Genomic DNA, 12,184 nt, shown 5'->3' on the forward strand with positions numbered 1-12,184 from the left:
TGCTGGTACCACCGGGCGGGCCGGGCCCCTCAGACGGCCTGGACGGCGTCCGGACCGGGTGCGGGAGTGGGAGCGGCCGCCGCCTCGGCCTCGGCCTCGGCCGCGGCCTTGGCCGCGAAGGCCCGCCGGAAGCTCCGGATCGTCAGCGGCAGCACGACCGCCCCGAACAGGCTGAGCAGTACCGCGAGCCCGGCCACCAGCCGCTGGGGGCCGATGGACGCGCCGACGGTGCTGATGAGCACCCCGCCGATCGGGTAGGAGAGCAGTCCGATGAGGAAGAAGGGCCCCATCACCTTGCCCAGGTGCTGCTGCGGGATGACCTTGACCCGCTCCGTCCGGTTGAACACGTTGAAGTACGCGACGCCGCACAGGGCGATCACGAAGGCCGGGGCGTACACCAGGAACGACGGGGCGAGTCCGAGGATCAGCAGGCACACGCACAGCGCGGTGTAGCCGACCACGCCGAGCAGCCCGACGCCGAACCGCTTCAGCAGCCGCGGTGTGATCAGCAGGTTCGCCAGCCCGGTGATCCCGACCAGCATGTTCAGGAGCGCGAAGGAGGACTCCGGGGCGTGGAACACGTCGGTGACGACGGCCGCGTTGGCCCCGAGCATCGTGGCGAAGACCAGGTTGATGGAGAAGTTCAGGCCGGCCAGCAGGACCACCGGGCGGTTGCCGAGCAGCAGCTTCCAGCCGAGGGCCAGCTCACCCAGGTTTCCGCGTACGGTGCCGGCGCCCGGCGTGCGGGTGCCGCGGGGCAGCTTGCGCCAGCACGCGGCGGCGGCCAGGAACATCACCGCCGCGATGCTGAGCAGCCAGATCTTGCCGACCACCATGACCGCCACGACCGCCAGGCCGGGCCCGAGCGCCATGGCGAGCAGCTCCATGTTCTGGAACAGGGCCTGGGTGCGCGGCAGCTCCTCCTCGGTCGCGAGCTGCGGCACGGTCTTCTCGATGGACATCCGTACCGGCGCGACCAGCAGGGCGAGCAGGGCCCCGTTGGCCATCAGCACGCCGATGGTCCAGGACGGCACGAGCAGGCAGAGCACCACGGCCGAGCCGAGCAGCAGGCCCCTCGCCGTGTTGGCGCGGGAGAACAGCCGGGTGCCGCCGTCGCGGTCCGCGATCAGTCCGGCGAACGGGTAGACCAGGAGCGCGGGCAGCCACTCCAGGGCGTAGGCGAGGCCGAGCATGGACACCTCGCCGGAGTCCTGGAAGATCAGCAGCGGCACGCTGAACAGGATGAGCTGCTCGGCCATCAGGCCGAGCAGTACCCCGCCCGCGAACCGCACCCGTCGCAGTCGTCCGCCGCTCATCCGGCGGCCACCGCGAATGGCTCGGACGCGGTCCGCTCCCCGGCCCCCTCCAGCGCGCGCACGAGCGGCAGCACCCCGGTGTAGAAGTGGCGCATCTCGTCCCGGGCGGGCCAGCCGGAGAAGATGAACTGGGTCACCCCGGCCGCCTTGTACGCCATGAGTTCGGCGGCGATCTCGGCGTAGCTGCCGACCAGGCACAGGGCCGGCCCGCCGCGGTAGGCGACCGCTCCGGACCACAGGACCGGCGACATCCAGCCGTGTCCCGCCTCCTCGGCGAGCCGGAAGGAGTTCTTGACGGCGGCGGAGTCCGCACCCGCCACGAACTGCGCGACGAAGGCCTTGTGGTTCTCGTCCGCGTCGCCCATCACCTCCGCGAGGTCGGCGAGCGCCTCCTCGCGCGTCGGGCGGGCCAGGACCTGCATCCGCAGGCCGACGCCCACTCCCTTCGCCCGGAACGGGCCGGTGACCTCCGCGATGGCGGCCGGGGTGTCGCCGTAGCGGAACCACGTGTCGCCGTAGGTCAGCGCGGTCTGCTGGGCGATCTCGGAGGCACCGCTGACATAGATCTCCGGCCGGCCGCCCTCCCAGAACCCGAGGCCCAGCTGGGCGTCCTTGAGGCGGTAGTGGTCGCCCTCGTACGTCAGCGGGGTCTCGCCGCGCCAGAAGCGGTGCAGCACGTCGAGGAACTCGCCCGCCCGGGCGTAGCGCTCGTCGTGCGCCAGGAAGTCGCCGTAGTAGGCCTGCTCGGCCGGGGATATCCCCGCGACCAGGTTGAGCGCGATACGCCCCTCGGACATCCAGGAGACCGTGTTGACCAGCTGGGTGAAGAGCGTCGGGGACAGCAGCCCGGGCCGGTAGGCCAGGATGAAGCGGACGTTCTTCGTCTCCCGGACCAGGGCCCCGAGCACCGGCAGCGGGTCGGGGAGGCTGTAGCTCTGGGCCATGAGCAGCGATTCCACGCCCAGGGCGTCGGCCTCCTGCGCGTACTCCACCGCGCCGTCCAGGTCGAGCACGTCGGCCCGGTACTTCTCGGCCTTCTTCTTCTGCCCGCTGTCGAGTGACGATCCCCAGTGGATCCTGAGCTCGGTCATGCCGGTACTCCGTTCTGCTGCTCGTGGGCGACACTGCCCGTGGTGGTGCGGATGCGCAGGGACTGGAAGAGCTCCGCCATCCACGCGCGGGTCCGCGCGGGCGACCCGGTGACGGCGATCCCGGCCAGGGCCGTCTCGTGGGCGCCGTAGGTGACGTGGCCGGGCAGCGGTGTACCGGGCGCCAGCTCGTGCCAGGCCAGGGCCTCGGGGGCGCCGCGGAACGCTTCGGCGCCGTCGAACCCGTCGAAGGCCTCGCCGGCCAGGTGGTGCCCGGGGTGGACGAACCAGCCGTACCAGGGGCGGTCGGCGGCCGGCGGTGCGGACGGCAGGCCGGCGAGCTGCTCGCCGAGCAGGATCCGCAGCTCCCAGGAGGGCAGGTGGATGCCGGTGGCCAGTTCGAAGACGGCGACGACGTCCGCGCCGCCGACCCGGTTGCCGACCTCCAGGAACACCAGCTCGCCCTCGTGGACGATCGCCTCCAGGTGGAAGCTGCCGTCCTGGATGCGGACCGCGGCCAGCACGTCGCTCACCCAGTCGCGCACCTCGGCGGGGCAGTCGATCTGGAACGAGCCCATCGGCAGGCCCTGCGCGTAGGCCAGGCAGGTGCCCAGGTACTCGCTGGCGCCCAGCGCGAGCACCGTGCCGTTCTCGACGAGCCCGTCGTAGTGGCGGACCGGTCCCTCCACGAACTCCTCGACCTCGAAGGAGGCGACGGCCCCGTCCCGGTCCCGCGCGTCGAGTTCGGCGACGGCGCTGCGCCGTCCGACGACCGCCTCGTACGCCTCGGCGGCGCTGCCGAACACCGTGACGTCGACGCTGGAGGCGCCCCGGTGCGGCTTGAGGACGGTCGCTCCCGTCCAGGGTGCGGCGCCGCCGCCCTCCAGGAAGGAGGCCAGCGGCAGGAACCGCGGCGCGCGCAGGCCCGCGTCGACGACGGCCTGCTTCATCAGGACCTTGTCGCGGGAGAGGGTGACCTGCTCCACCGGCGCGCCCGGCACCCCGTACCGCTCGCGGAGCCGGGCCGCGTCGAGGAGTTCGTACTCGGACAGCGAGATGATCCGGTCGAAGGCGCGGTGCGCGCCGTCCAGCCAGTCCGCCGCCTCGTCGAAGGTCGGCCGCGCCCCCGGCCGCTCGACGCGCTCGCAGGTGAGGTCCGCGGGCAGCGTGTCGAGCGCCGACCGGGTGCCGAGGTAGGTGACCCGGTGGCGGTCGTGGTCGATGCCGCGGGCGTACTCGATCTTGGCGTAGGGGATGCGGTGCAGGATCAGGATGTCCATCAGCGTGCCTTCGGTTCGGTGGCGGGATCGCGGCGCGGGGGCCCGTCGAGGCGGCTCGCGTGCAGGGCGGCCGGCCAGGCCTCCCGCAGGGCGCCCACCACGTCCCGTACGTCGACCCGGTCGGTGTGCAGGGTCAGGCAGCCCTGGGCGGCGAAGTCCGCGTTGTCCCGCGGGACGGCGTGCAGGAGGCGCCGCTCGGTGACGAGCCAGGTGAAGTCGCGGGCCGCCAGCTCGCCCGCGCCCAGGCCCAGTGCCGCGGCGGTGGCGGAGAGCGCGTCCTCGAAGGGGGTGGCGCCGGGCCGCAACCCGTCCGGGTCGAACAGCTGGTCGGAGGTGACGCCCAGCATCACCGTGGCGGCCGAGCAGGTCGGTTCGGGCAGGGAGCCCGGGGTGTCGGCGCCGAACGCCGCGTCCACCCAGGCGTGGTAGAGGTCGATCCCGTACACCCAGTGCGCGAGCGACCAGATCTTCATACCGGCCGGGCGGCGGTTGGGTTCGACGACCGCCGCGTACCGGTCGTCGTCGCTCAGCTTGATCTCGTTGTGGAACGGTCCGTCGCACTGGCCGACCAGCACGTTGGCCTGGCGTCCGGCGCGCTCCACGGAGGCCAGGCCCGCCTCGGTGACCCGGGCCGGCAGCACCTGCGCGTATTCCACCGGGTAGCGGCCGACGGCGCTCAGCTTCTCCGTGACGAAGCGCAGGTGGCCCAGGCCGTCGTAGGAGTACTCGCGGTCGTACGGGATGATCTGCTCGCAGATCACCCCGTCGGCCAGGTACGGGCGCACCTCCTCGAAGGCCGCGCCCAGGTCGTCGCCGAACCGGACGAGGACCACGCCCCGGTTGTTCCCCTCCTTCGTGGGCTTGACCACGAAGCCGTCCGGGTGGCGCCGGGCGAAGGCGCGCAGGTCCTCCATGGAGGAGATCTCGGCGAATCCCGGCACCATGACGCGCTGCGCGGCCAGCTGCTCCCGCACCCCGTCCTCGGCCCGCCGGTAGGCCAGCTTGCAGAAGGCCCCCTCCGCCAGTTCCGGCGAGTCCACCGCCAGACCGAGGCGGCGCAGCAGCTCGGCGCCGCCGCGCACCGCGTTGTCCGAGAAGACGACTCCCGCGGCGAACTCGGCGCGGCGGGCTCCGAGCAGCTTCTCGCCCGCCTCGACGAAGTCGGGCCGCAGCGGGTCGAGGTCGATCACCTCGTCGCAGATGAGGCGGTCCGCGCCGGTGGGACGGGCGCGGACCAGCGTGACCGGGGCGCCGTACGCCCGGTCGGCGTAGTCCCGTATCCGGCGGACGTCTTCGATGCGGCTGAGGTTGTAGTCGACCAGCAAGAACCGTGCGGGGCCCTTCGCCATCGTGCTCTCCTGCCTGCCGGCCGTATGCCGGGCGGTCACGTCTCGTAGTGGACTTCGATGGCGTTCTGGGACGCCCGCATGAGGTCGGGGAGCAGGCGCTCCCGCTCGTCGAGGGTCAAGCTCCAGAGCAGTTGGCCGAGGAAGACCTCGCGCACGTCCGACGCGACCCGGTCGCCCTCCTTGAGGAGGATCTGCGTGACGACGGGCTGCGCGGGCAGGTCGGTGCCCAGGCCGATCCGGGCGATCAGGCCGCGCTCGGCGAAGAACACGCGGAAGAAGGTCGCGCGGTCGGACGGCGGCGCGCCGTCCGGGGCGTACGAGATCTCCCGCAGCCGGCGGTGGTAGCGGTCGAGGGCGTCCGGGTCGGGCCCGGCGGCGGCCAGCAGCAGGTCGATCCACAGGCCGAGGAGGTCGTCGGCGCCGGTGAGGGCCTTCACGCTGTGCGAGATGAGGGCGCCGCCGACCCGAGGGTTGGCCTCGATCAGCTCCCAGCGTCCCTCGTGGTGGCGGGCCTCCAGGTGGAAGCAGCCCCAGCGCAGGTCGAGATGGGCGAGGAGGCCGCGCACCCAGGCGAGGCCGCCGGCCAGTTCCACCGCGCCGAGCGATTCGGGCGGGCTGACGCAGGCGTTCTCCAGGACCGCTCCGGCGGTCTCGGTGACCTCGCACTTCTCGTGCACCGCGACCACGTGTGCGGCGCCGTCGGCGGCGAGCACCTCGAAGCTGAACTCCCGTCCCGGCAGGTAGTCCTCGACGAGGAAGGGCACGTCCGCGCCGAACGCCGAGGCGTACACCGGGTCCTGGCGCGCCTCCTCGGCGATCCGCTCGATGTCGCCCCAGGTGGTGCCGGCGGTGAGCGGGAACGTACCGAAGGAGGCGATGCCGCTGACCGGCTTCACGAAGTGGCGCCGGCCGCCGGCCTGGTGGGCGGCGAGCGACTCGGGGGTGAGCGCGGCGGCCCGTGCGCGGCTGAGGCCCGCGTCGGCGAGGCCGTTGCGCAGCGCCAGCTTGTCGCGCAGGGCCAGGACCTGGTCCTGCGCGAGATCGGGCACGCCCAGGAGTGCGTTGGCGTGCGCCATCAGGTGGCGGTAGCCCTCCCAGACGGTGACGCAGCCGCGCACGCGCTCCCCGCGGCGGCGCAGTTCGGCGAGGTACTGCTCGACATCGGCGCGGGTCAGCACGTGGTGGTCGGTCGACCGCACCTCGTGCGCCTTCGCGGCCACGTCGTCCAGGCGTTGGGGGAGGTGCTCGGGAAGCGGGAGCGACGTCAGGACGAACGCCTTCAGCCGTCGGGTGTCGAGCGCGCCGATCAGGTCTTCCAGGAAGGAGAAGCCGACGTGGCTGAGCAGGAGGACACCCCCTTCGTCGGCGGGTCCGTCCTCAAAAGCGGTGGGGTGGCTCACCTGGCCGTCCTTTCGGGAGGGGGGTGGTGGACCCGTGGGGACGCGGCGGGCGGCGGGGGGGTCCGCCCGCCGCGTCCCGGGGGCGGCGTCAGACGGCTACGGGCTCCGCGGCCTGCTCGGCGGTGAGGAGGGTGTCCTCGTAGAGCTCCTTGTAGTACAGGGCCAGGATCGACTGGTGCTCCTGCAGGTAGGTGCGCAGCGAGGCGATGTCCTCGTCGCTGCGGATCAGGAAGCGCAGCGCCGCCCAGACCTCGCCCGGGTGGTCGTCGTTGATGTCGGTGTGCGAGTGGCTGATCTGGCCGCCCAGGTTGCCCTCGCCCACGGACTCCTTGAGCGCGACGAGCTTGCGCGGTTCGAGCTTCACGTTCACGTACTCCACGAGGTAGGAGTAGGCGACGACGCCGAGCGGGCCCTCGTGGTCGAGCAGGTAGGAGAAGTAGCCGGTGAGCAGCTTCGTGGACAGGTACGGCTCGGTGGCGAGGAACTCCTCGCGGGAGACGCCGACCTTGGCGAGGTCGTCGATGAAGAGCTCGTCGTGGAGCATCTCCTCCTGCTCGTAGTTCGCCCATACCTGCGCGGCCTCGGGGCTGCGCTTGGCGATCTCAACCAGGGCCTTCGACTCGGCGACGCGCAGCAGGCGGATGCGCCACGCCGTCTCGATCAGGTGGCGCTTGTAGTACGCCGAGTCGACGTTCTTGCCCTCAAGGTGGGCGGCGGCCGGGACGGTCGCGTACCACTGCTCGACCTGCTGGTCGATCTGCACGTCGATGTCGGCGCGCAGCTGGGCGGAGCCCGCGGCGTTCAGGAACGGGACGCGGTCCTTCTCGTAACCGACGTTGACAACACGGTTCGTCATGGGGATGGCTGTTCCTTCTGTGATGGGTACGGCGTGGTGGTGTGGTGTGGTGGTGTGAGGGGCTATTCCGCGACGCGGAGGGTCGCGGAGTCCAGGAGCCGGCACTGGCAGGCCAGGCGGTGGTTCCCACCGGACTTGCCGAGGTCCTCCAGGAAGTCGAGTTCGTCGAGGTCCGGTTCGCCCAGGGCCGCGGTGCCGCCCTCGACGACCTCGACCACGCAGGATCCGCACGCGCCCGACCGGCATCCGAAGGGGATGACGCGCTGCTGGATCTCGTATTCGAGGTCGGTCAGGCGGGACCCGGCGGGCAGCATGACCTCCAGGCCCTGCGGCTGGAGCGTGAGCTTCTTGAGGATCAACGGAGTTCAGGCTCCCTCGGCGTTCGGGGGCGGGACGGCGTCGGAGGAGTGCTCGGGTGCGAGGCGGCTTCCGGGGCGCAGGGCCACGGCGGCGTGGTTGACCGCGGCGGCGGCCTCGCCGAAGCCGACGGAGATCAGCGGGACCCGGCCCGGGTAGCCGCATCCGTCACCGGCCGCGTACACCCCGGGCAGGTTGGTCCGCATGGCCCGGTCGACCGAGATCTGCCGGTGCTCCAGGTCCAGTCCCCAGCCGGCGATCGGACCGAGGCTGCTGGTGAAGCCGAGTGCGGCGACCAGCGCCTGTGCGGGGCGCTCCAGGACGGTGTCCCCCGCGGTGATCTCCACGCGCTCCAGGTGCGCGCCGCCGTGGCAGGCGGTGACCCGGGCGTCCGTGAGGATCTCCACCGGGGCGTCGTGGAGCCGCTTGACGCTGTACTCGTGGGCGCGGAAGGCGCCCCTGCGGTGGACGAGCGTGACGCTGCGGGCCCGCGGTGCGAGCGCGAGCGCCCAGTCGACCGCGCTGTCGCCGCCGCCGACGACGATGACGTCCCGGTCCCGGTGGTCGTCCAGACGCGGTACGTGGTAGGCGACGCCCCGGCCCTCGTAGGGGACGGCGCAGGCCAGGGTGCGCGGGCTGAAGGTGCCCAGGCCCGCGGTGATCACCACGGCGCCGGTGCGGACCGTGAGGCCGGCGTCCGTACCGACCAGCCAGCCCTCGCCGTCCCGGGTCAGGGTGGTGGCGGTCTGCCCGAGCAGGTGGCGCGGCCCGAACGGTGCGGCCTGGGCGACCAGGTTGTCGACGAGGTCGCGGCCCGTGACGGCCGGGTGCCCCGCGATGTCGTACAGGAGCTTCTCCGGGTAGAGCGCGGCGATCTGCCCGCCCGGATGGGCGAGCGTGTCGACGACGGTGGCGCTGAGGCCGCGGAATCCGGCGTAGTACGCGGCGTACAGGCCCGCGGGGCCGGCGCCGATGACGGTGATGTCGCTGGCGTGGTCCGCGGTGGGTGTGGTGGACGGAGTTGTTTGCGAGCCGGTCATCTCAGCCCTTCCCGCGTGCGCGTGCCTCGCGCGGGGCGAGGAGCTGGTGGAGGAGTCCGTGGAGCGGAGCGGGCACATCGGCCTGCGCGGCGAGCCGCACCACGGCGCCGGTCCAGGCGTCGATCTCGGAGGGCCGGCCGGCGGCGATGTCGCGGTGCAGTGAGGAGGTCCCCCCGGCGGGCTGGCGGTCGATGAACGCGAGGGTGTCCTCGACGATCCCGGCGGGCAGCGCGATGCCGTGCCCCTCGGCGACCCGCAGGACCTCCGTCATGCCGTCGACGAGCAGCTGCCGGGTACCGGGGCTCGTCCGCAGTTCCCCGAACGTCGCGTCGGCGGCCGCGCCGAGGCCGCCGAAGGGCACGACGAACAGGAACTTCGCCCACAGCTGCGCCCAGATGTCGGCGGGCACGGTCGCCGGGACGCCCGCCTGCGTGAACACCGATTGCAGCCGGCGCACCCGCTCGCTGTCGCGGTTGTCCCACTCGCCGAAGGTCAGTGAGCCCTCGCCGCCGACGTGGCGGACCCGGCCGGGCCCGTCGAGCAGGGTGATGACCTTCGCGATGCCGGGCAGGACCGCGTCGCGGCCCACCGCGGCGGCGGTCTCCCCGGGCGCGGTGACACCGTTCTGGAGCGTCAGGACCGCCGTTCCGCTTCCGGGCCCGACCAGCGGCGCGAGGAGGGGGAGCGCGGCGTCCAGCTGCCAGGTCTTGACGGCGAGCAGGACCAGGTCCACCGGGCCGATCGACGACGTGTCCGCGGTGGCGGACACGTCCGGCAGGCTGAAGGCGCCCTCGGGCCCCTCCACGGTCAGGCCGTGCTCCTGCAGCGCCGCGAGATTCGCGCCGCGTGCCACGAAATGCACCTCGTGCCCGGCCGCGGCGAGCCGGGCCCCGAAGTAGCCGCCAATACCGCCGGCGCCGATGACGGCCGCCTTGATAGCGCTGCCCCCGTTGTTCAACAAAGCGTCCGTTCTCACCTTAGAGCCCTCTGGTATAGTCCAAACCTGGCAGGCAGCGTCTTATTTCGCGCATGCCGGACAACGCGAATTGATCGCGCGCTTTTCACGATGCATGGGGGCAGGTGTCGGAGTGGGTGAACACGGGCGATCTAACGCGCCGTCATATTTATTAATATGTCGTTCATTCCAGGTTCCGCTTTCCGGCCGCCCCTCGCGCGGCGAGGGGCCGACCGTTTCCCCGTGCCTCTGATCAGGCTTCGGGCCCGTGCCAGATGATGTCGTTGGCGGCCGCGAACGATGTCGATGCCCCGGACGCGGAGTCGGCGCCGCCGGCCGTCGCGAAGGCGGCCCAGGCGACGAGGCCGGCGACGGAAAGCGCGCGTAGGAATGCAGAAGTGGTGCGCATGCGGATCACGATGTAAAGCCCCCCGAAATCTGAACTGCAACGAGGGCGTCAACCCCTGCCCTCTGAGACCAGCCTGCCGCAGCAATGACCCGAGCACCATCGCAACCCGATGGCGACAAGTTGCAGACGAGTTCCACTCACCCCCACCGGGAGTCGAGATCGTGAAGAATCTGTCAGAAACGGCACCGGAAGTAAATGTTCCGGAGTTTCCGGAGGTGCGAATTCCGGAATTTCATGAACTGCATGTGACCCTCTACCGCATGGCCCTGGAACGGGGCGTCCTCCACCCCGCCGTGGCCGCCCTGGACCTGGACCTGCCGGCGCAGGACGTCGAGGCGACCGTCTCGGACCTGCTCCGCCTCCACCTGCTGCGCCCCCGGCACGGCGGGGTCCCCGGGAGCCGCGGCGGGCCCGCCGCCGGCGGGTACCTCGCCAGCAGCCCCGAGGTGGCGGTCACCCACCTCGTCGGGCCCATCGAGGCCGAGATCCGGCAGCTGCGCCGCCGGGCGGACGAGCTCACCGACCACGCGATGGCGATGAAGCCGGTCTTCGACGAGGCCTGGCAGGGCCACTTCATGAAGAGCCCGGTCGAGTACCTCAACTCGCTCGACGCCATCCGCACCGCGCTGGAGCGGATCGCGGCATCGGCCCGGGTCGAGGTCCTGGCCGCCCACCCCCAGGTGCCCCCGCCAGAAGCGCTGGAGGACGGCTACCGGCGCACCGCGGACCCCGTCGGCCGGGGCATCCTGTGCCGCACCCTCTACCCCCACTCCGTCCTGTCCCACGGCTACATGCGCCAGCACATGACCCGCATGAGCGCGCTGGGCGTGGAGTTCCGCACGATCGACCGGATACCCGACCGGATCCTGCTGTTCGACGCCAGCACCGCGGTCATCTCCGATCCCGAGCAGCCTTCCGGCCAGGGCGCGCTCGTCGTGCGCGACCCGTCGATGGTGAGCTACCTCTACCGCTCGTGGGAGAGCGTCTGGGAGTCCGCCCGCCCGTTCGGCGACGACGGCGCCTCCGAGACCCGGGCGGAGAAGAACTCCCCGAAGAACGAGCTGCGCCGCTCCATCCTGCGGCAGCTCGAAATGGGCACGAAGGACGAGGTGTCGGCCCGCCGCCTGGCGATGTCCATCACCACCTACCGCCGCCACGTCACGGAGCTGATGACCGACCTGAACGCCCAGAGCCGCTTCCAGGCGGGCAGCTACGCCCGCCGGGCGGGATGGCTGGACGAGTGACGGCGCCGGTCCCGATCCCCGCCACCCGGCCGGGCAGCGGCCGCCGGGCAGACGCGCAAAAAGCCCCCTTGACCCGCGTTGTCGCAGGTCAAGGGGGCTTTCCAGGGTGGAGCCTAGGAGATTCGAACTCCTGACATCTGCCTTGCAAAGGCAGCGCTCTACCAACTGAGCTAAGGCCCCGGAATACGGACGCACCCGTCCCTCGTACGAGGAGGGGTCGTTCCGCAGAACAGAGTACCGGGTGTACCCCCTCATCCCGCAAAATGATAGGGACTCCCGCGCCGCGACCACGCTCCGTAAGATGCTCGCGAGGTTCGCACCAGCGAAGGGGAGTAGGAAGAGTGGACGCAGTACAGCAAGAGGCCACGGCCAGAGCCAGGGAGCTGCAGCGGAGTTGGTACGGGGAGCCCCTGGGAGCGCTCTTCCGCCGGCTCATAGATGACCTCGGCTTGAACCAGGCCCGCCTCGCTGCCGTCCTCGGTCTGTCGGCGCCCATGCTGTCCCAGCTGATGAGCGGCCAGCGCGCCAAGATCGGGAACCCGGCCGTGGTACAGCGCGTCCAGGCCCTCCAGGATCTCGCGGGCCAGGTGGCCGACGGCAGCGTCAGCGCGGTGGAGGCGACCGACCGGATGGACGAGATCAAGAAGACCCAGGGGGGCTCCGTCCTCAGCAGCAGCGGCCAGACCACCACCAGCTCGGGCGCGCCCACGGTCAAGCGGGTCGTCCGCGAGATCCAGTCGCTCCTGCGGTCGGTCTCCGCGGCCGGGGACATCATCGACGCGGCGGACTCACTCGCCCCCAGCCATCCGGAACTGGCAGAGTTCCTCCGGGTGTACGGCGCGGGCCGCACCGCCGACGCGGTCGCGCACTACGAGGCGCACCAGAACTGA

Annotated in this window: 12 protein-coding genes and 1 tRNA gene; 2 read left to right on the forward strand and 11 right to left on the reverse strand. The window is 71.7% G+C overall.

Going from position 1 to position 12,184, the window contains the following annotated elements:
* Positions 1–29 precede the first annotated feature (29 nt).
* The 10 genes from ACFWUQ_RS00335 to ACFWUQ_RS00380 form a co-directional block, all read right to left on the reverse strand.
* Positions 30–1,316, reverse strand: coding sequence for an MFS transporter (locus tag ACFWUQ_RS00335; protein WP_384531125.1), 1,287 nt, complete (start codon positions 1,314–1,316; stop codon positions 30–32).
* Positions 1,313–2,407 (reverse strand): LLM class flavin-dependent oxidoreductase, encoded by a 1,095-nt coding sequence (locus tag ACFWUQ_RS00340; protein WP_384531126.1) that lies wholly within the window; start codon positions 2,405–2,407, stop codon positions 1,313–1,315. The genes ACFWUQ_RS00335 and ACFWUQ_RS00340 overlap by 4 nt, the downstream gene beginning before the upstream one ends.
* Positions 2,404–3,684: an acetyl-CoA carboxylase biotin carboxylase subunit family protein gene (locus ACFWUQ_RS00345; protein ID WP_384531127.1), complete on the reverse strand. Its 1,281-nt coding sequence runs from the start codon at positions 3,682–3,684 to the stop codon at positions 2,404–2,406. Before ACFWUQ_RS00345 ends, ACFWUQ_RS00340 begins: the two co-directional genes overlap by 4 nt.
* Positions 3,684–5,072: an acetyl-CoA carboxylase biotin carboxylase subunit family protein gene (locus tag ACFWUQ_RS00350; protein ID WP_384531128.1), complete on the reverse strand. Its 1,389-nt coding sequence runs from the start codon at positions 5,070–5,072 to the stop codon at positions 3,684–3,686. Before ACFWUQ_RS00350 ends, ACFWUQ_RS00345 begins: the two co-directional genes overlap by 1 nt.
* On the reverse strand, positions 5,069–6,433 hold the full coding sequence (locus tag ACFWUQ_RS00355) for an acetyl-CoA carboxylase biotin carboxylase subunit family protein (RefSeq protein WP_384531129.1): 1,365 nt from the start codon (positions 6,431–6,433) through the stop codon (positions 5,069–5,071). Before ACFWUQ_RS00355 ends, ACFWUQ_RS00350 begins: the two co-directional genes overlap by 4 nt.
* A gap of 88 nt (positions 6,434–6,521) precedes the next feature.
* Positions 6,522–7,289 carry a hypothetical protein gene (locus ACFWUQ_RS00360; protein WP_384531130.1) on the reverse strand — a complete coding sequence of 256 codons (768 nt, stop codon included), beginning with the start codon at positions 7,287–7,289 and terminating at the stop codon, positions 6,522–6,524.
* Positions 7,290–7,351: 62 nt separating this feature from the next.
* Positions 7,352–7,648 (reverse strand): 2Fe-2S iron-sulfur cluster-binding protein, encoded by a 297-nt coding sequence (locus ACFWUQ_RS00365; protein ID WP_384531131.1) that lies wholly within the window; start codon positions 7,646–7,648, stop codon positions 7,352–7,354.
* A 6-nt stretch (positions 7,649–7,654) separates the two neighbouring features.
* On the reverse strand, positions 7,655–8,686 hold the full coding sequence (locus ACFWUQ_RS00370; RefSeq protein ID WP_384531132.1) for an NAD(P)/FAD-dependent oxidoreductase: 1,032 nt from the start codon (positions 8,684–8,686) through the stop codon (positions 7,655–7,657).
* 1 nt (position 8,687) lies between these two features.
* Entirely contained in the window at positions 8,688–9,662 is a 975-nt protein-coding gene (locus ACFWUQ_RS00375; RefSeq protein WP_384531133.1) for a 2-dehydropantoate 2-reductase, read from the reverse strand.
* Positions 9,663–9,894: 232 nt separating this feature from the next.
* Positions 9,895–10,050: a hypothetical protein gene (locus ACFWUQ_RS00380; protein WP_384531134.1), complete on the reverse strand. Its 156-nt coding sequence runs from the start codon at positions 10,048–10,050 to the stop codon at positions 9,895–9,897.
* Positions 10,051–10,310: 260 nt separating this feature from the next.
* Between ACFWUQ_RS00380 and ACFWUQ_RS00385 the strand changes: the two genes are divergently transcribed.
* A complete protein-coding gene (locus ACFWUQ_RS00385; protein WP_384531135.1) occupies positions 10,311–11,294 on the forward strand; it encodes a hypothetical protein in 984 nt (327 codons plus the stop codon).
* 107 nt (positions 11,295–11,401) lie between these two features.
* Here the strand turns inward: ACFWUQ_RS00385 and ACFWUQ_RS00390 are convergent.
* Positions 11,402–11,474: transfer RNA gene (locus tag ACFWUQ_RS00390), tRNA-Ala, on the reverse strand.
* A gap of 161 nt (positions 11,475–11,635) precedes the next feature.
* Between ACFWUQ_RS00390 and ACFWUQ_RS00395 the strand changes: the two genes are divergently transcribed.
* Entirely contained in the window at positions 11,636–12,184 is a 549-nt protein-coding gene (locus ACFWUQ_RS00395) for a DNA-binding protein (protein ID WP_384531136.1), read from the forward strand.

The organism is Streptomyces sp. NPDC058662, assembly GCF_042716255.1.
In the GTDB taxonomy this organism is placed as follows: Bacteria; Actinomycetota; Actinomycetes; order Streptomycetales; family Streptomycetaceae; genus Streptomyces.